General features: G+C 71.9%; 20 protein-coding genes. 10 read left to right on the forward strand and 10 right to left on the reverse strand.

The window, feature by feature from the left end:
* Positions 1 to 60 precede the first annotated feature (60 nt).
* From ACWEJ6_RS02710 to ACWEJ6_RS02725, 4 genes are all read right to left on the reverse strand, one after another.
* Entirely contained in the window at positions 61 to 492 is a 432-nt protein-coding gene (locus ACWEJ6_RS02710) for a MarR family winged helix-turn-helix transcriptional regulator (protein ID WP_352361855.1), read from the reverse strand.
* A gap of 381 nt (positions 493 to 873) precedes the next feature.
* A complete protein-coding gene (locus ACWEJ6_RS02715) occupies positions 874 to 1,386 on the reverse strand; it encodes a methylated-DNA--[protein]-cysteine S-methyltransferase (RefSeq protein ID WP_352325829.1) in 513 nt (170 codons plus the stop codon).
* Positions 1,383 to 2,786 (reverse strand): AlkA N-terminal domain-containing protein, encoded by a 1,404-nt coding sequence (locus ACWEJ6_RS02720; RefSeq protein WP_452420768.1) that lies wholly within the window; start codon positions 2,784 to 2,786, stop codon positions 1,383 to 1,385. The genes ACWEJ6_RS02715 and ACWEJ6_RS02720 overlap by 4 nt, the downstream gene beginning before the upstream one ends.
* 77 nt (positions 2,787 to 2,863) lie before the next feature.
* Positions 2,864 to 4,090 (reverse strand): MFS transporter, encoded by a 1,227-nt coding sequence (locus tag ACWEJ6_RS02725; RefSeq protein WP_452420770.1) that lies wholly within the window; start codon positions 4,088 to 4,090, stop codon positions 2,864 to 2,866.
* Between the two features lie 90 nt (positions 4,091 to 4,180).
* Here ACWEJ6_RS02725 and ACWEJ6_RS02730 point away from each other — a divergent pair, with 90 nt between their 5' ends.
* A complete protein-coding gene (locus tag ACWEJ6_RS02730; RefSeq protein WP_452420772.1) occupies positions 4,181 to 5,179 on the forward strand; it encodes a DUF5937 family protein in 999 nt (332 codons plus the stop codon).
* Here ACWEJ6_RS02730 and ACWEJ6_RS02735 read toward each other — a convergent pair.
* From ACWEJ6_RS02735 to ACWEJ6_RS02745, 3 genes are all read right to left on the reverse strand, one after another.
* On the reverse strand, positions 5,137 to 6,078 hold the full coding sequence (locus tag ACWEJ6_RS02735; protein WP_352361843.1) for an NYN domain-containing protein: 942 nt from the start codon (positions 6,076 to 6,078) through the stop codon (positions 5,137 to 5,139). The two genes, ACWEJ6_RS02730 and ACWEJ6_RS02735, sit on opposite strands and share 43 nt — an antisense overlap.
* 107 nt (positions 6,079 to 6,185) lie before the next feature.
* The gene (locus ACWEJ6_RS02740; RefSeq protein WP_352361841.1) at positions 6,186 to 6,386 is read right to left on the reverse strand and encodes an acyl-CoA carboxylase subunit epsilon; all 201 of its coding nucleotides are present in this window, start codon (positions 6,384 to 6,386) and stop codon (positions 6,186 to 6,188) included.
* Positions 6,383 to 7,972, reverse strand: coding sequence for an acyl-CoA carboxylase subunit beta (locus tag ACWEJ6_RS02745; RefSeq protein ID WP_364325929.1), 1,590 nt, complete (start codon positions 7,970 to 7,972; stop codon positions 6,383 to 6,385). The genes ACWEJ6_RS02740 and ACWEJ6_RS02745 overlap by 4 nt, the downstream gene beginning before the upstream one ends.
* 36 nt (positions 7,973 to 8,008) lie before the next feature.
* Between ACWEJ6_RS02745 and ACWEJ6_RS02750 the strand changes: the two genes are divergently transcribed.
* The 3 genes from ACWEJ6_RS02750 to ACWEJ6_RS02760 all read left to right on the forward strand — a co-directional run bounded on the left by ACWEJ6_RS02750 (position 8,009) and on the right by ACWEJ6_RS02760 (position 13,241).
* Positions 8,009 to 8,902 (forward strand): ABC transporter ATP-binding protein, encoded by an 894-nt coding sequence (locus tag ACWEJ6_RS02750; protein WP_452420775.1) that lies wholly within the window; start codon positions 8,009 to 8,011, stop codon positions 8,900 to 8,902.
* The gene (locus tag ACWEJ6_RS02755) at positions 8,899 to 10,551 is read left to right on the forward strand and encodes a hypothetical protein (RefSeq protein ID WP_452420777.1); all 1,653 of its coding nucleotides are present in this window, start codon (positions 8,899 to 8,901) and stop codon (positions 10,549 to 10,551) included. The genes ACWEJ6_RS02750 and ACWEJ6_RS02755 overlap by 4 nt, the downstream gene beginning before the upstream one ends.
* A gap of 113 nt (positions 10,552 to 10,664) precedes the next feature.
* The gene (locus ACWEJ6_RS02760) at positions 10,665 to 13,241 is read left to right on the forward strand and encodes a phosphoenolpyruvate carboxylase (protein WP_452421299.1); all 2,577 of its coding nucleotides are present in this window, start codon (positions 10,665 to 10,667) and stop codon (positions 13,239 to 13,241) included.
* 50 nt (positions 13,242 to 13,291) lie between these two features.
* Here the strand turns inward: ACWEJ6_RS02760 and ACWEJ6_RS02765 are convergent, their stop codons facing one another.
* Positions 13,292 to 14,371, reverse strand: a complete 1,080-nt coding sequence (locus ACWEJ6_RS02765; protein WP_452420779.1) for an epoxide hydrolase family protein — start codon at positions 14,369 to 14,371, stop codon at positions 13,292 to 13,294.
* Positions 14,372 to 14,530: 159 nt separating this feature from the next.
* On the opposite strand from ACWEJ6_RS02765, the gene ACWEJ6_RS02770 reads away from it, so the two are divergent.
* Positions 14,531 to 16,318: a hypothetical protein gene (locus ACWEJ6_RS02770; RefSeq protein WP_452420780.1), complete on the forward strand. Its 1,788-nt coding sequence runs from the start codon at positions 14,531 to 14,533 to the stop codon at positions 16,316 to 16,318.
* A 79-nt stretch (positions 16,319 to 16,397) separates the two neighbouring features.
* Here the strand turns inward: ACWEJ6_RS02770 and fdhD are convergent, their stop codons facing one another.
* Positions 16,398 to 17,240, reverse strand: coding sequence for a formate dehydrogenase accessory sulfurtransferase FdhD (gene fdhD / locus ACWEJ6_RS02775; RefSeq protein WP_452420782.1), 843 nt, complete (start codon positions 17,238 to 17,240; stop codon positions 16,398 to 16,400).
* Positions 17,237 to 19,441, reverse strand: coding sequence for an FdhF/YdeP family oxidoreductase (locus ACWEJ6_RS02780; RefSeq protein WP_364325904.1), 2,205 nt, complete (start codon positions 19,439 to 19,441; stop codon positions 17,237 to 17,239). The genes fdhD and ACWEJ6_RS02780 overlap by 4 nt, the downstream gene beginning before the upstream one ends.
* Before the next feature lie 85 nt (positions 19,442 to 19,526).
* On the opposite strand from ACWEJ6_RS02780, the gene ACWEJ6_RS02785 reads away from it, so the two are divergent.
* The 5 genes from ACWEJ6_RS02785 to ACWEJ6_RS02805 are packed head-to-tail and all read left to right on the forward strand — an operon-like array spanning position 19,527 to position 23,635.
* Positions 19,527 to 20,348, forward strand: coding sequence for a biotin--[acetyl-CoA-carboxylase] ligase (locus ACWEJ6_RS02785; RefSeq protein ID WP_397165372.1), 822 nt, complete (start codon positions 19,527 to 19,529; stop codon positions 20,346 to 20,348).
* Positions 20,349 to 20,393: 45 nt separating this feature from the next.
* Positions 20,394 to 20,912 (forward strand): PH domain-containing protein, encoded by a 519-nt coding sequence (locus tag ACWEJ6_RS02790; RefSeq protein WP_387668909.1) that lies wholly within the window; start codon positions 20,394 to 20,396, stop codon positions 20,910 to 20,912.
* A 21-nt stretch (positions 20,913 to 20,933) separates the two neighbouring features.
* A complete protein-coding gene (locus ACWEJ6_RS02795; protein WP_387668906.1) occupies positions 20,934 to 21,914 on the forward strand; it encodes an adenylate/guanylate cyclase domain-containing protein in 981 nt (326 codons plus the stop codon).
* 15 nt (positions 21,915 to 21,929) lie between these two features.
* The gene (locus ACWEJ6_RS02800) at positions 21,930 to 23,015 is read left to right on the forward strand and encodes an S-(hydroxymethyl)mycothiol dehydrogenase (protein WP_452420786.1); all 1,086 of its coding nucleotides are present in this window, start codon (positions 21,930 to 21,932) and stop codon (positions 23,013 to 23,015) included.
* Entirely contained in the window at positions 23,015 to 23,635 is a 621-nt protein-coding gene (locus ACWEJ6_RS02805) for an MBL fold metallo-hydrolase (protein WP_352361821.1), read from the forward strand. Before ACWEJ6_RS02800 ends, ACWEJ6_RS02805 begins: the two co-directional genes overlap by 1 nt.
* The last annotated feature ends 103 nt before the right edge of the window (positions 23,636 to 23,738 follow it).

A 23,738-nucleotide genomic window follows, 5' to 3' on the forward strand; every position in this document is an offset into this window, starting at 1 on the left:
GCCGAGCAGGGCGATCACCGGGGCCGGCGGGCCTGGGCGATCTACCGCGGCCGGGCGGGCCTAGGCGATCACCGCGGCCAGCGGTGCCAGCTCGGGCTGCTCGGCCGCCTCCGCCAGCACCTCCTTCAGCACGGTGTCGTGCGTCGGGCCCGCCGCGGTCAGCAGATCGCGGCCGTCGGGGGTGACCTCGGAGTAGATGCCGCGCCGGTCGTCCTCGCACAGGTAGCGCTTGAGCAGGCCACGCTTCTCCAGCCGGGTGACCAGCCGGGTCGTGGCGCTCTGGCTGAGCACGACCGCGCGGGCGAGCTGCTGCATGCGCATGTGCCAGCCGTCCTGTCGGGCCAGGGCGTCGAGCACCGTGTACTCGCTCACGCTCAGGCCGTGCGCCTTCTGCAGCGCCTTCTCCAGCCTGTCCTCGATCTTCGCGTGCAGGGCGGCGAGGGTGCGCCACCCCTGGGCACGCGCCTCCACGGCGTCGTCGGCCAGAGGCATGTGAACCCCCTCCTCGTGCTCGTGTCAACGATTAGCAAGCGCATGCAAATGATGCCTACGCCGTCTAACGTCGCATGAGCCCCATTCTATGCCGCGGCTCAGTTGGTGAGCTCGTCCACGTTCTCGGTGGTGACGGCCCAGTCGACCCAGGGGGCGAGGAGTTCAGGGTCGGGGCACTGCAGTATCCGCTCGGCCGCGTCCTCGGGCACGGGGATGCCCCTTGCCCTCAGGATCCGAACGATCGCCTCGGCCATGCCCTTGGCTCTGCTGGACCTGCACAAGGCCCTGATCTGGGCCCTGTGCAAGGCTTGGTCGAAAGTGAGGCCTTCGGCTCTCCCTTCCGTGAACCATGCGAACGCATTACCGAACGCTGTTATCTCATTACTGTAGGTTGAGGGTTTGTCCGCTTTCGTGGGCGAGGAGCCATTCCTTTACCGGGACGCCGTAGTAGTAGCCGCCGTAGCCGCCCGTGCTGGGCAGGACGCGGTGGCAGGGGACGAAGGGGGCGATGAGGTTCTGGGCGCAGGCGGAGCCGGCGGCGCGGGCGGCGGTACGGGGGAGGCCGGCGGCCTGGGCCAGCTCGGCGTACGAGACCGTCGTCCCCGCGCGGACCTCGCGCAGCGCTTCGTGCAGGCGCTTGCGGGTGGGGGAGCCGGGCTGCGAGACCGGGACGGCGTCCAGGGCGTCGAGGTCGCCGTCGAAGTAGGCCCGGACGGCTTCGGCGGGGGCGCCGAGGTCGTCCACCACGTCGAGACCCTCCGCCTGCAGGGCCGGGGTGAGGCGGACGAACATCTCCGCCGGGTCGGCCGTGAAGCCGCCCGCGACGAGGACGCCCTCGCGGGTGAGCAGCGAGAGCGAGCCGATCGGCGTCGGCAGGACCTGGGCGGTGATCATGAAGAGCTCCAGAGGTGCAGGGCGGCGTAGGCCCGCCAGGGCCGCCACCGTTCGATGTGGTCGTCGGGGATGCCCAGGGCGGCCATGCGCTTGTTCAGCACGAGGTCACCCGTGGGCCAGGCGTCGGGGTCGCGCAGCGCGCGCAGCGCGATGTAGCTGGCGGTCCAGGGGCCGATGCCGGGCACCTTCAGCAGCTCGGCGCCGGCCTCGGCCGGGTCCTGGCCGCCGTCGAGGTCGATGTCGCCGTCGGCGACCCGGCCCGCCAGGTCGGCGAGGGTGGCGATCCTGCGGTTGGTCAGGCCGAGGCCCGTCAGGTCGGCCTCCCGCAGCTCGGCCGCGGTGGGGAAGAGCGGGCCGCCGGTCCTGGCGACGATGCGGCCGAGCAGCGTACGGGCTCCGGCGACCGAGATCTGCTGGCCGACCACCGCGCGTACGGCCAGCTCGAAGCCGTCGAACGTGCCCGGCACCCGCAGTCCGGGCCGGGCCTGGACGAGCGGGGCCAGCGAGGTCTGGCCGAGCGCCTCGGCGATGGCGTCGGGGTCGGCGTCCAGGTCGAGCAGGCGGCGGCAGCGGGCGACGATGCGGGCGAGCTGCCGGGTGTCGGCCAGGGCCACGTCGAGCGCGATGTGGTCCGGCCGGGGGGTGAGCGTGATCGTCCCGCCCGGCACGGCCCTGGAGTACGACTCCGGGCCCGCGACCTCAAGGCCGGGGATGGCGCGTGAGGTCAGGAACCCGAACACGCCCGCCACGTCGTACGGCTCGCGGCGGTGCAGCCGCAGCCTCAGCGTGACCGGCCCGGCGGCCTCGGGCTCGGGCGGCGCCGCCGGACGTCCGGCCGTGGCGCGCAGCTCGCTGGGCGTGAAGCCGTACGTCTCCCGCATCGTGGCGTTGAACTGCCGCACGCTGCCGAACCCGGCCGCGAACGCCACCTCGGTGACCGGCAGCCCGGTCTCCGTCAGCAGCTGCTTGGCCAGCAGGAGCCGCTTGGTGCGGGCCACGGCCAGCGGCCCGACGCCCAGCTCGGCCACGAACAGCCGGTGCAGGTGGCGTTCGGTGATGTGCAGCCGCCGGGCCAGCCCGGCCACGCCGCGCTCGTCGGCGGCTCCGTCGTCGATCAGCCGCAGGGCCCGGCCGATGAGGTCGCCGCGCAGGTCCCAGCCGGGATCGCCGGGCGACAGCTCGGGACGGCAGCGTTTGCACGGCCGGAACCCGGCCGCCTCGGCCGAGGCCGCGTGCCGGTAGAAGCGCACGTTCCTGGAGGAGGGGGTACGCGCCGGGCAGATCGGCCGGCAGTAGATGCGCGTGGTCGTCACCGCGGTGTAGAAGCGCCCGTCGAACCGGGAGTCCCTGGCGGAGACCGCCCGGTAACAGGAGTCGAAGTCGAGCTCTAGGGGTGACATGCCCCCGAGACTATGCGCGGGCCGCGGATGCCGACCGGCGGAAATCGGACCTCACCATGAAAACGCAGGTCAGCAGGTCAGTACGGCCGATCAGCGGTATTCGGACCTGATCGGCGAAGGGCTGAGAAGTGGATCGGCAGCCAGCTCACGGCCATGATCACCGCACCCGCCCAGAGCGGCGCGCGCACCCCCCACACCTCGCCGAGCAGCCCGGCCAGCAGCCCGCCGAGGCCGACCGCGCCCATCAGCAGCAGCCGCATGGTGGCCGTCATCCGGCCGAGCAGGTGGTCCGGCGTGACCCGCTGCCGCATGCTGACCAGCAGCACGTTGTTCACCCCGGTACGGAACGTCAGCACGAACCACGCCGCCGCCGCGGCCCACAACCACGGCCCGGCGTCGAGGAACGGGATCACCAGCGCGGCCGGGGCGGTGGCCAGGCTGACCAGCCACACCGCGCGGCCCGTGCCGAAGCGCCGGCCGAGCAGATGGGCCGACGACGACCCGGCGAGCACACCGAGCCCGCCCACCGCCAGGTACGCCCCGAACACCCACTCCGGGTAGCCGAGCCGCCCGACGATGAGCACCGGCAGCAGGACCGAGCAGAGCGGGAACGCCAGGTTCGCCATCGTGCCCTGGACCAGGGCCGCGACCAGCACCCGGTTGCCGAGGATGAACCGCACGCCCTCCGCGATCCGGGCCCGCAGGGACCCCGCGGCCTCCGGCGAGCCGTCCCCGGCAAGCGCCGGTTCGGGGACGCCGCGCAGCCAGGCCGCCGACCACAGGTAGCTCAGCGCGTCCAGCAGCACGGCCAGCGGCGCGCCCACGACCTGGGCCAGCACCCCGGCGAGGCTGCGCCCGGCGACGTCCATGCCCGCGGCCGTGCCCACCAGCAGCGAGTTGGCCGACGTCAGCCGCTCGCGCCCGACCAGCCCCGGCACGATGCTCATGGACGCCACGTCGAACAGCAGCGACCCGGCCCCCACGAGGACCGTCACCACGTAGAGCTGCGCCATGGACAACGTCCCGGCCCACCAGGCCGCCGGCACCGACAGCAGCGCCACGGCCCGTGCGGCGTCCATCGTGATCATCAGGCGGCGCCGCCGGACGCGGTCCACCCACGCCCCGGCGGGCAGTCCGATCACCAGGGCCGTGAGCGTGGCGAGCGCCGAGAGCAGCCCGACCTCGCCCGCGCCCGCCCCGAGGGCGGTCACGGCGAGCAGGGGGAGGGCGACGTAGGTGATCTGGCTGCCGAGCTGGCTGACCGCGCCGGCGACGAACAGGTTGCGGAACGCGCGAAGCCGCAAGAGTGGAGCTTCCACCAAGGTTGCTGACATGTCGGCAGGATGCTGAAATGTCGGTCAAGGCCGCTATCGATTAAGTGACAAGCAAATTCAATGACCCTCGACCTGACGTTCACCACCCACGACCTCGCCAACATCCGCTTCGCCGTCTCCCCGCTCGGCGAGGTCGTGGCCAGCGCGCGGGTGGTGAAGAACCCGGCCGCGCACCCGCTCCTGCGTCCCTGGGCCGACCAGGTGCGCCGCCGCCTCCAGGACGTGGACTGGCGGCTGCTGTCCGACCTGGTCCCGGTGCCCACCGTCTCGATCGCGGGCTTCACCTGCACCCCGCCCTCGACGTCCATGCCGGACCTGGAGCTGGAACTCGCCACGATGCGGGGCGCGGCCGCCCGGGTGCGCACGGATCTGGACCACATCGGCGGTCCCCGGACGAAACGGGTGCAGGCCCTCTACGACGACCCGGAGCAGGGCCTCGAACGCCTGGCCACCGAGGTGGCCGGTTACTGGGAGGCGGCGATGGCGCCGTACTGGCCGCGGATCAGGTCGCTGCTGGAGGGCGAGATCCTGCACCGCGCCCGGCTGCTGGCCGAGGGCGGCGCCCAGCGCATGCTGGCCGACCTCGACGACACCGTCACCTGGGACGACGGCACGCTGCGGCTGGAGCACCGGTACGTGTCCGGCCGCCGGTCACTGAGAGGGCTCGGGCTGCTGCTGGTGCCGTGCGTGTTCGCCTGGCCGCGGGTCCTGTCGGTCACGACGCCGCCGTACCAGCCGACCGTGCGCTACGCGCCGCGCGGCATCGCGACGCTCTGGGAGCGCCGCGAGGTGGACCCGCCCGAGGCGCTGGCCGCCGTGCTCGGCAGGACGCGCGCCCGGCTGCTGGCCGAGCTGGACCAGCCCGCCTCGACGCGCGACCTCGCCCAGCGCGCCGGGCTCTCGGAGCCCGGCGTCAACCAGCACCTGACGGCGCTGCGCAAGGCCGGCCTGTGCACCGCGCACCGCACCGGCCGGTACGTGCTCTACGCCCGCACGGCGGTCGCCGAGACGCTGCTCTACTTGGAGGAGACCCCCACCCCCAGGTCGAACTCCCGGTAGACGCGCGCCCAGAACCCGTCGCGCAGCCAGACCCGGGCCTCCGGGTAGGGCCGCAGCGAGTGCCCGAGCTCCTTCTCCGCCTCGATCAGCAGCTCGGTGTCGATCACCGTCGGCAGGATCGGGCCGGGCAGCAGGTCGCGGATGTTGTCGCGGCCGCGGGTGAGTATCCACTTCTGGGCGACGTGCTCGCCGACGTCCTCCACGCGCGGACGGCTGGGCCCCAGCTTGGCGACCTGGCCGGGCTTGGCGTGCGGCTTGACCGGCGCGCGCCCGGCGAACACCTGGGCGGGCGAGGGAGCCGTGACGGGCGGGGTGACGGCGACCGGCTGCGGAGCGCGACTGAAAAACGGTCTCAGGAAATCGGCGGAGATCACTTCCACCGTGTCGGACTCCCACACCAGGCGCTCGGCCTGGTTGGTGCCGTAGGGCGGCTCGACGCCCCACAGGTGGATGCGCACGCCGTAAGCCTGCGCCGCCTCGACCGCCGGAACCATGTCCTCATCGCCCGCCAGCAGGATCGTGTCGGTCACCGCGTGATGCCGGGCGAGCGCTTCCAGGTCGCTCCTGATCTGCGCGTCGACGCCCTTCTGCTGGCCGCGGGCGTTGAGGTTGCCGAGGCGCACCTTGACCCACGGAAGCTGGGCGATGACACGCTGGTCGACGGTCGGCACACGGTCGCGGGCGGCGTCATACCAATAGATCCGCAGAAGTTCGCCGGAAATACGTTCCTCTGCATGTTTCTGTAGACTCTGGATGAGCTCATCGGCGGCCACCCGATATTCCTTGCGTTCCTTCGCGCCGAGCAGCACCTCACCTGCCGCAGCGTAGAGATAACCGACATCCACTAGGACGGCGTACTTGGCTGCCACAGGATGCGGCATGAGGTCTGGGATGGCCATGTCGTCCTCCAGGCCGCGGTGTTAGTTGATCGGCTGACTATATACGCCTACTTTCTCTAGATAGTCCCAACTCCCGGGGAACTTGACACCCGATTCCCGGGATCTATCTAGGGTAGTGCGCTCATCCGCCAAGCCGCCTTCCCCGGCAGGCCAGGGTTACGCATACCTCTGGCGGGGTTTCGCCATGTTTGTCTACGGGGTCTCTCGGGTTCGGCGTACGAGCTCCGCCGCGTGGCGAGCACGGCCACCACGGCCGCGATCTCCTCGGGCGTGGCGTCGCCGCGGACTATGCGCAGGTGGTCGCTCATAGAGGAATGTTCCCATGCTTCTTCGGCGGCAGCGAGGCTCTCTTGTTACGCAACGCGCGAAGTGCCCGGACAACTTGCGGCCGGGTTTCGGACGGCCGAATCACCGAGTCCACATAGCCGCGTTCGGCCGCGATGTACGGATTGGCCAAAGTGTCCTCGTACTCGGTGACGAGCCGGGCGCGCTCGGCGTCGGGGTCGTCGGAGGCCGCCAGTTCGCGCCGGTAGAGGATGTTGACCGCGCCCTGCGCGCCCATGACCGCGATCTGGGCGGTGGGCCAGGCGAGGTTGACGTCCGCGCCGAGGTGCTTGGAGCCCATGACGTCGTACGCGCCGCCGTACGCCTTGCGGGTGATGACCGTGACCAGCGGGACCGTGGCCTCGGCGTAGGCGTACAGGAGCTTGGCGCCGCGGCGGATGATTCCGTTCCATTCCTGATCGGTGCCGGGGAGGAATCCCGGTACATCAACAAAAGTCAGGATCGGAATATTAAAGGCATCACAAGTTCGAATAAATCTGGCGGCCTTCTCGGAGGCGTCGATATCCAGACATCCGGCGAAATGCATCGGTTGGTTGGCGACGACCCCGACCGGCTGGCCGTCCACGCGGCCGTAGCCGACCACGATGTTCGGCGCGAACAGCGCGTGGACCTCCAGGAACTCCCCGTCGTCGAGCACGTGCTCGATCACCTGGTGCATGTCGTACGGCTGGTTGGGGGAGTCGGGGATCACCAGGTCGAGCTCGGGGTCGGGCTCCAGGTCGGCGGCGGCGGCGAAGGCCGGTGGCTCGTCCAGGTTGTTGGAGGGCAGGTAGGACAGCAGCGCCTTGACGTAGTCGAGGGCGTCCTCCTCGTCGGCGGCCTGGTAGTGGGCCACGCCCGACTTCGTGTTGTGCGCGCGGGCCCCGCCCAGCTCCTCGAACGTGACCTCCTCGCCGGTGACCGTCTTGATCACGTCAGGGCCCGTGATGAACATGTGGGACGTCTGGTCCACCATCACCACGAAGTCGGTCAGGGCGGGCGAGTAGACGTGGCCGCCGGCCGCGGCGCCCATGATGAGCGAGATCTGCGGGATCACGCCGGAGGCGTGCACGTTCCGCTTGAAGATCTCCGCGTAGAGGCCGAGCGCGACCACGCCCTCCTGGATGCGCGCGCCGCCGCCCTCGTTGATGCCGATGATCGGGCAGCCGGTCTTGAGCGCCAGGTCGATCACCTTGACGATCTTCTCGCCGTACACCTCGCCGAGGGAGCCGCCGAAGACCGTGACGTCCTGGGAGAACACGCAGACCTGGCGGCCGTCGATCGTGCCGTGGCCGGTGATGACGCCGTCGCCGTACGGACGCCGCTTCTCCAGCCCGAACATCGTGGACCGGTGGCGGGCGAACTCGTCGAACTCCACGAACGAGCCCTCGTCGAGCAGCGCGAGCACCCGCTCGCGCGCGGTCATCTTGCCCTTGGCGTGCTGTTTGTCCACCGCCGACGACGAGCCGGCGTGCACGGCCTCGTCGAGTCTTCGCTCCAGGTCGGCGATCTTGCCCGCGGTGGTGTGGATGTCCGGCATCTCCGGCATGGGATCGGCGGCTGCGCTCATGCGCGTTAGGCTAACCCGTCCTCCTAGAGTGGATCCATGACGGATGCGGTTCGCTCCCACGGCCTGTACAAGCGCTACGGCGCGCAGGTCGCGGTGGCCGGGGTCGACCTCGTGGTCCCGGCGGGCAGCTTCGCGGGCCTGGTCGGTCCCAACGGGGCCGGCAAGACCACCACGCTGAGCATGATCACGGGCCTGCTGCGGCCCGACGGCGGCCAGGCCGCGATCGACGGGTTCGACGTCTGGCGCGACCCGGTCGCCGTCAAGGCGCGCATCGGCGTGCTGCCCGAGGGGCTGCGGCTGTTCGAGCGGCTGTCGGGCCGCGAGCTGCTGCTCTACAACGGCCGGCTGCGCGGCATCCCCAAGGCCGACGTCGAGCAGCGCGCGGGCGAGCTGCTCGACGTGATGGACCTGACCGGGGCCGCCGACAAGCTCGTCGTCGACTACTCCACCGGCATGCGCAAGAAGATCGGGCTGGCCGCCGCGCTGCTGCACAACCCGTCCGTGCTCTTCCTCGACGAGCCGTTCGAGGGGGTCGACCCGGTCAGCTCCAACACCCTGACCGAGGTGCTGCGGCGTTTCACCGCCTCCGGCTCGACGGTCATCTTCTCCAGCCACGTCATGGACCTCGTCGAGCGGCTGTGCGACTGGGTGTCGGTGATGAGCGGCGGCCACATCGTCGCCCAGGGGCCGCTGGAGCAGGTGCGCGGCGGCGCCGGCCTCAACGAGGCGTTCATGCGGCTGGTCGGCGGCGGCTCCCGCGCCCACGGCGAGGCCGGGCTGAGCTGGCTCGGCGCCCGCCCCGGCAACCAGCCCCCGACCGCACCCCCTGCCATGCCCCCGACCGCACCCCCTGCCATGCCCCCTGCCGCACCCCCTACCATGCCCCCGACCGTGCCTCCGGCCGCCGCCACGCCCCAGGACACGCCGTGAGCGCCGCCGGGAAGGTGCCGGGGAGCCCCGCCGGGGCCGTCCCGGACAGAGCCGCCGGGGCGTCCGCCGTCACGGGGTCGCCCATGGCGACGGCCGCGCTGTTCGCGCGGCTCAAGCTGCGCCTGATGGCCGGCAACCTGCGCGGCGACGTGCAGCGCAAGCTCGGCTTCGTCTTCACCCTGCTCGCCGCGGCCGGCCTGGCCGTGCTCGGGTTCCTGCTGATGAGCCTGCTCAGGCTGGCGCCCTCCGACGTCGCCGCCGAGCTGGTGATCGTCGCGTTCGCGTTCTTCCTGGTGAGCTGGATGATCGTGCCGCTGCTGGCGTTCGGGCTCGACGACACGCTCGACCCGGCGCGGCTGTCGCTGTTCCCGCTGCGTACGCGCGAGCTGGCCGTCGGGCTGTTCACCGCGTCCGCGACGGGCGCGTGGCCGCTGGCGATGCTGGTCGTCACGGCCGGCGCGCTGGTCGGGCTGCCCACGGGCATCGGGGGCGTGCTGCTCGGCGTGCCCGCGGTGCTGCTGCAGTTCGCGCTCTGCGTGGTCACCTCGCGGCTGATCACCACCGCGCTGTCCGGGGCGCTGCGCAGCCGGCGCGGGCGTGACGTGCTGGCCGTGGCCGCCCTGTTCGTGGTGCTGCTGGCCCAGCTGCCCAACCTGCTGATGAACCGCGGCCTCGGCGACCCCGCCGCGATCCTCCACCGGCTGGCCGGCGTCCTGCGCTGGACGCCCCCGGGCATGGCCGCGCACGCCATGGCCGACGGCGGCCTGGTCGGCGTGGCGGAGCTGGCCGCCGTCGCGGTGCTGGTCGTGGTGGTCGCCTGGCTGTGGATCAAGGCGCTCGGCCGGGCCCTGGTCTCGCCGGACGCCTCGACGCAGGCGGCCTCCGTCCGCCGGGAGCGCGGCCTGGCCGACCGGCTCCTGCCCGACGGGCCGCTGGCGGCCGTGGTGACCAAGGAGCTGAAGTACATCAGGCGGGAGCCGAGGTTCCGCGTGGGCTGGTTCTCCTCGGTCGTGGTGACCGTCGTCCTGGCGTTCTCGCTGAACAACAGCACCGGCGGGCAGGCGGGGGCGGTGCTGCCGGTGCTGATCACCGGCATGGGCGCGCTGATGATCTCGTTGCAGTCGGGCAACGCGTTCGGCATCGACGGGCGTTCCCTGTGGATGAACGCCGTGGCCTTCGGCTCGGAGGAGGACCTGCGCCGTGACCTGGCGGGCCGCCACCTGGCCAACATCCTGGTCGCCGCGCCGCTGCTGCTGCTCGTGGCGGTGGCGGCGGCGTTCCTCACCGGCAGCCAGGAGGCCGTCGTGCCGGCGTTCCTGACCGGGCTGGGCGCCCTCGGCGTCGGGCTCGGGGTCGGCTCGGTGACCAGCGTGACGATCCCGTACACGCTGCCCGAGCGGATGAACGCCTTCAGCGGCGCCGCGCCCGGCCAGGGCGGTCAGGCGTTCGCGTCGTCGATCGGGGCGATGCTCGGGATCGCGCTGATGTCGCTGCCGATCGTGCTGCCGCTGGCGTTCGGGCTGATGTGGGTGTCGGTGCTCGCGCCCTTCTACGGCCTGCTGATCGAGGTGCTCGGCAGACGCCTCGCCGGCAAGATCGGCTTCCCCCGCCTCCCGGAGCTCCTGGCGGCCGTCTCGAAGCCCAGCTAGGGAGTGGTCTAGTCCAATGGGCGAGACCGCCATGCGGTCGCCGAAAGTGAGTCGATACCCTTCGAAGCATGATTGACCAGGGGCTCGAGCGTCGTAGTGCCGCCGTGACCGAGATGCCTGACGAGCTGCGCCACGACGTGCGCATGCTCGGCAAGCTGCTCGGCCAGGTGATCGCCGAACAAGGTGGCGAAGACCTGCTGGCCGACGTCGAACGGTTGCGCAAAGCCGTCATCGCGGCGCGCAGAGGCGAGATTTCCGCCGACGAGATCACCGAAATGGTCGCCGGATGGGAGATCGAGCGGGCGGTCGCGGTCGCCCGCGCGTTCACCTGCTACTTCCACCTGGCGAACCTGGCCGAGGAGCACTACCGGATCCGCACGCTGCGCGAGCGCGACGCCGAGGGGAGGGTGCAGCGGGAGTCGCTGGCGCAGGCCGTCCACGAGCTCGGCGAGGAGCGCGTGAGCGAGCTGTTGCAGGGGCTGGAGCTGCACCCCGTGCTGACCGCGCACCCCACCGAGGCGCGCAGGCGCGCGGTCGTCACCGCCATCCAGCGCATCAGCGGCCAGCTCACCGAGTACAACGCGCCCGGGCGCGGCGCGTCCGAGCGCGCCGAGAGCAGGCGCCGCCTGCTGGAGGAGATCGACCTGCTGTGGCGGACGGCCCAGCTGCGCTCCACCAAGCTCGACCCGCTCGACGAGGTGCGCACCGCCATGGCCGCCTTCGACGAGACGCTGTTCCGCATGGTGCCCCAGGTCTACCGCTCGCTCGACGCGGCGCTCGACGCGGGCACCGGCACGCGTCCGCCGCTGGCCAGGCCCTTCATCCGCTACGGAAGCTGGATCGGCGGCGACCGCGACGGCAACCCCAACGTCACCGCCAAGGTCACCCGCGACACGATCCAGATCCAGTCCGAGCACGTGCTGACCGCCCTGGAGACGGCCTGCACGCGCATCGCCCGCACGCTGACCGCCTCCGCCCAGTTCTCGCCCTGCTCGGCCGAGCTGAAGGGCGCGCTGGCCGCGGCCGTCGACGCGCACCCCGAGCTGGTCTCCGAGCTGGCCACCCGCTCGCCGCGCGAGCCGCACCGCCAGTGGCTGCTGTACGTGGCCGCCCGCATCGCCGCCACCCGCCGCCGCGACCTCGACCTCGCCTACCGCGCGCCCGCCGAGCTGCTGGCCGACCTGCGGCTGGTGCAGGAGTCGCTGGCGGGCAGCGCGCCGCGGCAGGCGTACGGGGAGCTGCAGCACCTCGTCTGGCAGGTCGAGACGTTCGGCTTCCACCTGGCCGAGCTGGAGGTGCGCCAGCACTCCCAGGTGCACGCGGCGGCCCTGGAGGAGATCAGGGCCGGCGGCGAGCTGTCGGAGCGCACCGAGGAGGTGCTGGCCACGATCCGGGTGATCGCCTGGATCCAGGAGCGGTTCGGCGTCACGGCCTGCTCCCGCTACGTGGTCTCCTTCACCCGTTCGGCCGACGACATCGCGGCCGTCTACGAGCTGGCCGGGCACGCCCTGGGCGACCGGGTGCCGGTGCTCGACGTGGTGCCGCTGTTCGAGTCCGGCCAGGACCTGGCGAACTCGCCGCGCGTGCTGAGCGGCATGCTGGAGATCCCGCAGATCCAGGACCGCCTGGCCGCGACCGGCCGGCGCATGGAGATCATGCTCGGCTACTCCGACTCGGCCAAGGAGCTGGGCCCGGCGGCCGCCACCCTCCGCCTCTACGAGGCGCAGGAGGAGCTGACCGTGTGGGCCCATGAGCACGACGTCAAGCTGCGCATGTTCCACGGCCGCGGCGGCGCGCTCGGCCGCGGCGGCGGCCCGGCCAACCGGGCGGTGCTGGCGCAGGCGCCCGGCTCGGTCGCGGGCCGCTTCAAGGTCACCGAGCAGGGCGAGGTCATCTTCGCTCGTTACGGGCACATCGCCATCGCCCGCCGCCATCTGGAGCAGGTCACCAACGCCGTGCTGCTGGCCTCCTCGCCCACGGTCGGCGCCCGTACGGCGGCCGCCGCCGAGCGGTTCCGCGGCCTGGCCCAGCAGGTGGCCACGGCCTCGGAGCAGGCCTACCGGGCGCTCACCGAGGCCCCCGGGTTCCCCGAGTGGTTCGCGCTGGTCAGCCCGCTGGAGGAGATCGGCTCGCTGCGGCTCGGCTCCCGTCCGGCCCGCCGCGGCCTTGGGGCGCCGCGCTCGCTGGACGACCTGCGGGCCATCCCGTGGGTGTTCGCCTGGGCCCAGACCCGCGTCAACCTGCCCGGCTGGTACGGCCTGGGCACCGGCCTGGCCGCCGTCGGCTCCCTCGACGAGCTGCGCGCGGCCTACGCCGAATGGCCGCTGTTCAACGCGATGCTGGACAACGCCGAGATGTCGCTGGCCAAGACCGACCGGTCGATCGCCAAGCGCTACCTGGCGCTCGGCGGCCGCGACGACTTCGCCCGCCAGGTGCTGGAGGAGTACGACCGCACCCGCGAGCTGGTGCTGCGGGTGACCGGCCACACGCGGCTGCTGGAGAACCGCAAGGTGCTCTCGCGGGCCGTGCAGCTGCGCGACCCGTACGTCGACGCGCTGTCGCACCTGCAGCTGCGGGCGCTGCGCGCGATGCGCACCGAGGACCTGTCGGAGCAGGAGCGGGAGCGGCTGTCCACGCTGCTGCTGCTGTCGGTCAACGGCGTGGCCGCCGGCCTGCAGAACACGGGCTGAACACGCGCGGACGGCCCGGCGGGTGGCCGGGCCGTCCGAAGCGCGCGGAATCAGCGCAGGCTGTCGAAGAAGGCCGTGATGTCGGAGGTGAGCGCCTCCGTGGCGGTGTGGGCCGTGTAGTGGCCGCGGGCGGGGGCGGGCAGGGTCTTCCACGAGACGATGCCGTGGTGGTCGCGCTCGGCGAAGCGGCGGATCGACGTGAAGTCGCCCTCGGCCATGGCCAGCGCGGTCGGGGTGGTCGTCGGCTCCTGCGGCTGCTCCATGCGGGCGTTCTCCCAGTAGAGCCGCAGGGCCGAGCCGGCGGTGCCGGTGAACCAGTGGATCGAGGCGTTGGTCAGCACGAAGTCGTCGTCCAGGTCCTCGTCGAAGAGCTGGGCGAGCCAGCCGACGAGCCCGGCGGGGGAGTCGATGATGGCGTGCGCGAGCGTCTGCGGCTGCTGCGACTGCAGGACGTTGAACGCGCCCTTCTCCTTCCAGAACCAGTCGAGCACGGCCAGCCCGGCCTGGTCCTCCTCGCTCAGGTCGGCGAACTCGGCCGGGTCGCCGGAGGGGAAGGAGAACAGCTGGGTGACGTGCACGCCGACGACGTGCTCGGCGTCGATCCGGCCCAGCTCGGGGGAGATCATCGAGCCGCCGTCGTTGCCGACGGCGCCGTAGCGCTCGTAGCCCAGGCGGGCCATCAGCTCGGCCCAGGCCCCGGCGATGCGCCGGTTGTTCCAGCCGAGCTCCTTGGTCGGGCCGGAGAAGCCGAAGCCGGGCAGCGACGGGACGACCACGTGGAAGTGGCGCGACAGCGGCTCGATCGCGTCGAGGTACTCGGCGACGGTGCCGGGCCAGCCGTGGGTGAGGATCAGCGGCAGGGCGTCGGGGTTGTCGGAGCGTACGTGGATGAAGTGGATGTTCTGCCCGTCGATCTCCGTGGTGAACTGCGGGTGGGCGTTGAGCCTGGCCTCCTGGGCGCGCCAGTCGAAGCCGGACTGCCAGTGGGCCACCAGGCGCTTGACCCGCTCGACGCCCACGCCCTGGTCGGCGCCCGGGATCTCGTCGGCGAAGCGGGTCAGCGCCAGCCGGGCCCGCAGGTCGTCGAGGTCGGCCTGGGAGATCTCGATGCGGAACGGGCGGATGCTCATGAGGGGTCCTCTCGACCGAAGAAGCGGAACGGCTTGTTCTGTTCCAACTATAGCAGAACGGAACGCTTCATTCCACAACTGTCACAAGGCGGTTCCAAGTGACTTCCAAGGATCACTGAGCAGCATGGGGGCTTTGACGAGCCAGAAAGGGACCCCCTCATGAAAAGGACAGCCTTGCTGCTGGGCGCGGTGATGCTCGGCAGCCTGCTGGCCGCTCCTCCGGCCCTGGCCGCCGCCGCCCCGGCGACCTCGGTGACCCGGGTCAGGGCCGTTCCCGCCGGTCAGGCGGGCGAGTGCCCCACGACCGTGGCCTTCTCCGCCACCGTGGCCGCCAAGGGGAAGGGCACCGTGCGGTACCGCTGGGTACGCGGTGACCGCAGCAAGAGCGCCATCAGGAGCTTCCGCGTCAACGGCGCGCGCAAGGTCGTCGTGAGGGACCGCCAGACCTTCGACCGCGACACGACCGGCTGGCAGGCCGTCGAGGTGCTCGGCCGGCGCGGCCTGTCGGCCAAGGCCCGCTTCCGCGTCGCCTGCGCCGGAGCTCCGCAGCGGTACGACGTGGTCAACCCGCTGCCCGCCCAGCCGGACAAGCCGCTTGAGGCGGCCGCGAGCGTGCAGGCGAGCCCGCCCCGCCAGGACGGCCACTGCCCGGCTGCCGTGACGTTCACCGCGACCATCCAGGTCTCGCGCACCCCCGCCAAGGTCGGCTACCAGTGGATCGACAGCGCCACGGGCGAGGGCGCGGTGGAGTCGCTGTACTTCGCCGCCGGCGCCCCGCGCAGCAGGCAGGTCACGCTGCCGCTGTCCGTGGGCACCTCCACCGCGGGCTGGAAGTCGGTACGGATCCTCAACGCCGGCGGGCACGACTCCGCGCGGGCGTCGTACGAGGTGACCTGCCGCGCCACGCCGGGCCCCAAGCCCACCAGCACGCCCACCCCGACGCCGACGACCTCCCCGACGCCCACCCCGACCACGACCACGGAGCCCCCGGCGCAGCAGCCGCAGGCGGCGATCAGCGCCCTGACGCCCGGCGACTACGAGGGCTACTGCGACGAGCCCATCGCCTACCAGGCCACCGGCCGCATCACCCTCCCGGCGGGCCCGGCCGCCAGCGTCGGCTACTGGTGGACCCTCGACGGCACCGAGTGGCAGCACCAGACCGTCAGCTTCCCGGCCGGCACCCAGCCCAGGTCGCAGGACGTCACCGCCGCCTGGAGCCTCGACCAGTCGAAGTCCGGCTCCCACAAGCTGGCCCTGACCACCCAGCCCGCCGCGGCCCAGGCCGCCGAGCGCACGTTCGCCCTGTCCTGCACGACCGACCCCGACCCGGCCAAGCTGGCCATCCCCTACCTGCTGACGCCCGTCTACCAGGGCGACTGCACCGGCTCCATCGGCATGCGGGCCGACGCCCGGATCACCACCGACCGCCAGGCCGAGGTCCGCTACCGCGTCGTCGTGGACGGCAAGCCCGGCCCGGTCAGGACGCAGGAGGCCAAGCCCGACAGGGCCCAGATGATCGGCGACCTGTTCTACATCTCCCCGAAGGCCAGCGGAAGCGGTGTGATCCGCATCGAAGTGCTGAACCACAACAAGCTGGTCAGGGAGAGGCCGTACACGGTGACCTGCGTGCCGGTGGACCCGTCGCCGGGCACGGTGCGGATCAGCGAGTTCCGGCCGGTCCACTACTTCGGCGACTGCGCCGAGGCCCCGTACGTGACCGCCCATGGCGCCTTCCGCGCCGCGCCGGACACCGAGATCACCTGGCGCTGGGTCATCGACGGCAAGCCCACGGAGCCGGCCACGTACAAGACCAACTCCGGCGGTCTGCTCCAGGTGCAGGCGGCCAACTGGCACCGGGACACGAAGACCTCCGGCGTGGTCCGGCTGGAGGTGCTGAACCACAACAAGCCGGCCGTCGAAGGCACCTATCCGGTGACCTGTGAATAAGCCTCACAAGGCACATCCGACCCGGACACCAGCCGCCTTGATCATCCTGACCTCGACCCGGCGCGTGGTCCGCCGCTGACTAGGACGTGACGACGCGCTCCTGCCCGGCGTAGACGTTGCAGCGCTCGCCGCGCAGGAACCCCACCAGCGTCAACCCGAACTCCCTGGCCAGATCGACGGCCAGGGACGAGGGCGCCGACACCGCGCAGACCGCAGGGACGCCGGCCGCCAGCGCCTTCTGCATGATCTCGTAGCTGGCCCTGCCGCTGACCATGAGCACGTGCTCGGCCAGCGGCAACCGGTCCGCCAGCGCCGCCCAGCCGACCAGCTTGTCCACGGCGTTGTGCCGGCCGACGTCCTCGCGCAACGCCAGCAGCGTGCCCGTCGCCGAGAACAGGCCCGCCGCGTGCAGCCCGCCGGTCTTGCCGAACACGCCCTGGGCCGCGCGCAGCGCGCCCGGAAGGCCGTAGAGGACCTCGGGGGTGAGTTCGAGCGAGCCCCTGGGGATCGGCTTGCACCGGCCGTGCAGCGCGTCGAGGCCGGCCGAGCCGCAGACGCCGCACGCGCTGGAGGTGACGAAGTGCCGGTCGAGCGCGGGCAGGTCGGGCACCGGGCCGTGCAGGCGGACGGTGACGGTGTTGTAGCGGGCCTCGGGCGGCAGGTCGTCGTCCGTGCAGTACGCGATGGCCGCGATGTCGTCCGGCCCGGCCAGGCCCTCGCCGCTCAGGAACCCGGCGGCCAGCTCGAAGTCGTGCCCCGGGGTGCGCATGGTGATGGCGACCGTCTTGCGGGTGCCGTCGCCGCCGGTGAGGCGGATCTCCAGCGGCTCCTCCGTGGCCAGGTCGTCGCGCCGGTCGCGGGAGCCGGAGCCGGCCAGCTCCCGGATGCGGACGCGGGTGGTGGGCCCGGGACGCGCCTTCACAGCGGCCGCACGGTGACGAGCGCGTTGTAGTCGGGAATGCGCGCCTGTGGCGAGCGCCGGGCCTCGTCGAGCAGGACGTTCCCCTCCGGCCAGTGGATCTGCAGGTTGCCCGGCATCAGCGGGGCGCGCAGCACCTTGCCCTGGTAGGAGCGCTCACCCGCGCGCAGCTCGACCGGCGCGCCGTCGGCCAGCCCGAGCCGGTCGGCGTCGTACGGGCTCATCAGCACGGCCTCGCGCGCCGCGCCGTTGAAGCCGTCGAGCCGCTCGTGGACCATGCTGTTGAACTGCTTGCCGCGCCTGGTCGCGACCTTGAACGTGCCGTCGGGGCGCTCAAGGGCGGGCGGCTCGACCACGGAGAAGACGGCCAGCCCGTCGGGCGTCTGGAAACGGCCGTCGGCGAAGAGGTGGCGGCCGCCGTACTGGACGTTGTCCCCGAACTTCCGCAATCCGGAGATGCCCTGGTAGAACGGCACGACCTGCTCGATCTCCGCACGGATCTGCGGAGTGCCGGTGAACCGCACATGGTCGGCTATCTCCGGACGGGTACGGGCGGCCAGCTCGGCGAAGATCTTCCACTCCGGCCACGCCTCGCCCACGCGCGGCCCCTCGACCTCGGGCGAGAAGATGATCCGCCGTTCGGTGGAGGTCTCGGTCACGCCGCCGACCATCTCGTAACGCGTCTGGGCGGGCAGCAGCAGCACGTCGCCCTCGCCCGGCACGAGCATCTGCGAGGACAGCACGATGTCGATGTGCACCCGCAGCCCCAGCCTGGACAGCGCCTCCCGGCAGTAAGCGGGGTCGGGCAGCACCTCCAGGAAGTTGCCGCCGGAGGAGACGAGCGCGTCGAGCTCGCCCCGGTGGGCCGCGTCGATCATGTCGGTCGCGGTCAGCCCGGCGGTGTCGGGCACCTGGAAGCCCCACAGGTCGGTGAACTTGGCGGCATTGGCGGACGTGATCGGCAGGCCGCCGGGGAAGCCGGTCGCGTACGCGCCCATCTCGGCCCCGCCCTGCACCCCGCTGTGCCCCCGGATCGGCATCAGCCCGCACTTGTCGCGCCCGAGGAAGCCGCGCGCGAGCGCCAGGTTGACGATCGCCCGGACGTTGTCCTCCCCGTAGGTGTGCTGGGTGATGCCCATCGACCAGACCAGCACCGCCGAGCGCGCCCGGCCGAGCAGCTCGGCCAGCCGGAACATCTGCTCCTTGGTCGCCCCCGAGAGCGCTTCGAGCTCGGCCCACGACTGGGCCTCGACGGCCTTGCGCGCCTCCTCGAACCCGGACGTGCGCCCGGTCACGAACGCCTTGTCCACCCAGTCGTTCTCGATGAGGTGCTTGAGGACGCCGTTGAGGAAGCCGATGTCGCCGCCGACGTTCACGCCGAAGAACTCGTCGGTGATCTTCGTGCCGAACAGCGCGGACTCGGCGTTGGAGGGCACCCAGTACTTGTCCATGCCCGGCTCGCGGTAGGCGTTGACCATGGCGATCCGGGTGCCGGCCTTCTTGGCGTGGTAGAGGTACTTCATCGCGACCGGCTGGTTGTTCGACGGGTTCGAGCCGATGAAGACGATCAGGTCCGAGCCGATCCAGTCGGTGTAGGAGCAGGTCGTGGCCGCCGCGCCGATGGTCTGCTTGAGGGCGACCGTCGAGGGCGAGTGGCAGATGCGGGCGGCGTTGTCGACGTTGTTCGTGCCGAGCGCCCGCACCGCCTTCTGCGCCGCGTAGTAGTTCTCGTTGGGCACCCCGCGGCTGGTCAGGTACGTGCCGAAGCGCGCGCCGCGCAGCCGTTCTGCCGCCACCCGCAGCGCCTCGTCCCACGTGACGCGGGTGAAGCCGGGCTCGCCGGCCCGCCGCAACATCGGGTACGGCAGCCGCCCAAGCTCCCGCAGCTCCGCGCTCTTGCGCCCGGCCAGCCCCGAGACGTCGCGCAGCAGCGACACGTCGAGCGCGGGCATGGTGTTGAGCGGCAGCAGGCGCAACCTGATGTTGCACAGGTGGATCTCGTCCATCGTCCAGTCGCGCATGCCGTGCGTGCCGAGCGCGCAGCCGTCGCAGGTGCCCTGGTTGAGTATGCGCCAGGCGTAACGCCTGTTGCCCTTGACCGACCTGAACGCCTTCCACAGCTCCAGGTAGTTGTTCGGCTTGCGCAACCCGAGGCCGAAGGGCCGCCACGATGCCCAGTTGCGAGGGTCAGGACGTCTGCTCATCCCCCCATCTTTACCCCTCATGCGGACTTCGAGACCAGCCGGTGCGGTGCGACGACCTCGGCGCGGGTTCGGCCAAGATAGGGGGATGGCCTCCTCGCGCTACTCCGACCTCGACCGTCCGCCGCTCTCGGAGGCCGCGCTCAACCGCGCGCTCGTGCGTCCGGGCGGCCTGTGGACGGGCGTCACCGTCGTCGAGACCACCGGCTCGACCAACGCCGACCTCGCCCTGGCCGCCCAGGCCGGGGCCGAGCAGGGCCGGGTGCTGGTGGCCGAGTCGCAGGTCGCCGGCCGGGGCCGGCTCGACCGCGCCTGGTCGGCGCCGCCGCGGTCGGGGCTGACGTTCTCCGTCCTGCTCAGGCCCACGACGCCGGTTCCGACCCAGGGGTGGCTGCCGCTGCTGTACGGCGTGGCCGCCGCCTCGGCCGTGCGCCGGCTGGCCGAGGTCGACGTGCGCCTGAAGTGGCCCAACGACCTGCTGGTGGGCGAGCGCAAGCTGGCCGGGGTGCTGGCCGAGCGGGTCGACGACGCCGTCGTCATCGGCATGGGGCTCAACGTCTCGCTGCGCGCGGAGGAGGCCCCGGTCGAGACGGCCACGTCGCTGGCCATCGAGGAGGCGGCCTGCGTCGACCGCGACCCGCTGCTGCGGGCCGTGCTGCGCGAGGTCGAGAGCCACTACCGCGAGTGGCAGGCGGCCGGCGGCGACGCCGAGGCCGCCGGGCTGCGCGCCGCCTACCTCGCCGTCAGCGCCACGGTCGGCCGCGACGTCCGGGTGGAACTGCCGGGCGAGCAGGTGCTGACCGGGCGGGCCACCGGCATCGACGGGTCCGGCCACCTTCAGGTGGAGTCCGGCGGCGAGCGCTACACGCTGGGCGCCGGAGACGTCGTGCACGTGCGGGCCGCCCGATGAGCAAGGGCGTAGCCGCTCGGCCGGGTTGGTGGCAGCATGTGCGGCATGACCCTTCCCGACCACCATCTGACGCAGGGTGAGCAGCGCGTCCGATCCTTCCATCCCCACTGGAAGCGCCTTGTCGGCCCGTTCTTCGCGCTGATCCTCATCGCCGCGGCAGCGGGTGCGGCCCTCTACTTCTTCCCCACCGCGTGGGGGGAGAGCGTCACCTCCTACGGCAGGATCGCCGTCGTCGTCATCGCCGTGATCCTGCTCACGATCTTCTCGTTCGTGCCCTACCTGCAGTGGAAGAACACCGGGTACGTCCTGACCACCCACCGGTTCACGATCAGCATGGGCGTGCTCAACAAGTCCACCGACGAGATCCCGATGGCCAAGGTCAACACCGTCAGCTCCGACCAGACGTTCCTGGAGCGCATGCTCGGCTGCGGCACGCTGACCGTCGAGTCCGCGGGCGAGCGCGGCCAGATCGTCCTGCGCGACATCCCGCGCATCCAGGACGTGCGCATGGACCTGTTCAAGCTGGTCGAGGACGCGTCCGACGGAGAGATCGACGGCCACTGAGGGTGGCGTAGCCTGCTGATCGTGAACGCCACCCAACCGCCCGGCAGGCCGACCGCCGAGCAGATCGAGCGCACGCTCGTCGGCATGCCGGCCCGCCACACCCGCGCGCAGGTCGCGGCCGGGGCCGGGGTGTCGCAGGAGCTCGCCCAGCGCATCTGGCGGGCGCTCGGCTTCGCCCAGTTCCCCGACGACGCCGTGGCGTTCAGCGACGCCGACGTGGCCGCGCTGCGCCGGGTGCGCAGCCTGATCGACGGCGGCCTGCTCGACGAGCAGACCGTCATCCGCATGGCCCGCGCGCTCGGCCAGACCACCGCCCGGCTGGCGCAGTGGCAGGCCGAGATCGTGATCGGCACGATGGTCCCGGACTCGCGCACCGACGCCGACCTGCACGGCGTCCTCGACACGGCCAAGGCCCTCCTGCCGGACTTCGAGCACCTGCTGGTGCACGTGTGGCGGGCCCAGCTCGCCGCCGCCGGCACCCGCCTGCTGGCCGTCGCCGACGACCAGGACGAGCGGGGGCCGGCCCGCGTGTCGATCGCCGTCGGCTTCGCCGACCTGGTCTCCTTCACCCGCCGTTCGCGCGAGCTGGACGAGCGGGCGCTGGCCTCGCTGGTCGAGGGCTTCGAGTCGCGCGCCGCCGACGTGGTGGCCGCGCACGGCGCGCGGCTGGTCAAGACGCTCGGCGACGAGGTGCTGTTCACCGCGCCCGCCCCGGCCCAGGCCGCGGCGATCGCCCTCGACCTCGCCGACAGCCTGGAGCTGCGCATCGGCATGGCGTACGGGCCGGTCGTGCCCATGATGGGCGACGTGTTCGGCACCACCGTCAACCTGGCCGCCCGGCTCACGGCCATCGCCCGGCCGGGCACGATCCTGGTCGACTCCGAGCTGGCCGAGGGCCTGGCCGGAGCGCCGGACGGGATCGAGGTGCACAAGATCAGGAGGCGGCCGGCAAGAGGGCTCGGCGTGGTCCAGCCCTATGTCTTGCGGAGATCATCCTCCTGACACAAGATGGCTGCCATGCCGTACGAAGTGCAGGGCGTGATCGCCCGCGGTAAGGGCCAGGAAGTTTCGCTGGAGACGGTGGTCGTCCCCGACCCCGGGCCGGGCGAGGCGGTGGTGAACGTGCAGGCCTGCGGGGTCTGCCACACCGACCTGCACTATCGCGAGGGCGGGATCAACGACGACTTCCCCTTCCTGCTGGGCCACGAGGCCGCGGGCACGGTCGAGGCCGTCGGCGACGGGGTCACCGGGCTGGCGCCCGGCGACTTCGTGATCCTCAACTGGCGCGCGGTGTGCGGTCAGTGCCGCGCCTGCCTGCGCGGCCGGCCGTGGTACTGCTTCGCCACCCACAACGCCACCCAGAAGATGACGCTCAAGGACGGCACCGAGCTGTCGCCCGCGCTCGGCATCGGCGCGTTCCTGGAGAAGACGCTGGTGGCGGCCGGCCAGTGCACCAAGGTGTCGGCCGAGGCGCCGGCCCAGGTCGCGGGCCTGCTGGGCTGCGGCGTGATGGCCGGCATCGGCGCGGCGATCAACACCGGCGGCGTGACGCGCGGCGACAGCGTGGCCGTGATCGGTTGCGGTGGGGTCGGCGACGCGGCGGTCCTCGGGGCCTCGCTGGCCGGGGCGTCCCGGATCATCGCCGTCGATGTCGACGACCGCAAGCTGGAGTGGGCCCGCGGGTTCGGCGCCACGCACACGGTCAACTCGCGGGAGAACGACCCGGTCGAGGCGATCCGCGACCTGACCGGCGGGTTCGGCGCGGACGTGGTGATCGAGGCGGTCGGCCGGCCGGAGACGTACGAGCAGGCGTTCTACGCCCGCGACCTGGCCGGCACGGTGGTCCTGGTGGGCGTGCCGACGCCGGAGATGCGGCTGGAGCTGCCGCTGCTCGACGTGTTCGGCCGCGGCGGCGCGCTGAAGTCGTCCTGGTACGGCGACTGCCTGCCCTCGCGGGACTTCCCGATGCTGATCGACCTGTTCCTGCAGAACCGGCTGCCGCTCGACCGGTTCGTCACCGAGACGATCGGGCTCGACCAGGTCGAGGAGGCGTTCGCCAAGATGCACCGCGGCGAGGTGCTGCGCTCGGTGGTGGTGCTCTGATGATCGACCGCGTCATCACCTCCGGCACGTTCTCGCTCGACGGCGGCACCTGGGAGGTCGACAACAACGTCTGGCTGGTCGGCGACGCGCGCGAGGTCGTGATCATCGACGCCGCGCACGACGCGGACGCCATCGCCGCGCGGGCCGGCGGCCGCCGGGTCAAGGCCATCGTGTGCACCCACGCCCACAACGACCACGTCAACGCCGCCGCCCGGCTGGCCGAGCTGACCGGCGCGCCGATCCTGCTGCACCCGGCCGACCAGGTGCTCTGGGAGCAGGTGTACGGGCCGGAGGTGGCCTACACGCCGTTGGCCGACGGCGAGAAGATCACGGTGGGCGGGGTGGCCCTGGAGGTGCTGCACACGCCGGGCCACTCGCCGGGCGCGGTCTGCCTGCACGTGCCCGACGCGGGCGTGCTGTTCAGCGGCGACACGCTGTTCAAGGGCGGGCCGGGGGCGACCGGGCGGTCGTACTCGTCGTTCGACACGATCATCGAGTCGATCGCCGGGCGGCTGCTGTCACTGCCGCCCGAGACGGTCGTGCACACCGGCCACGGGGATTCCACGTCCATCGGGGCGGAGGCGCCGCACCTGGAGGAGTGGCGGGCGAGGGGCCACTGACCTGCGGGGTCAGGTGAATGTGACGCCTCTAACATAGGCAAGCCTTACCGAAGTGAGCTATCTTAGGTGTGCCTAACCTAAAGGCGTCCCCTTCCTGCTCGCT

This window comes from Nonomuraea sp. NPDC004702, from assembly GCF_053601695.1.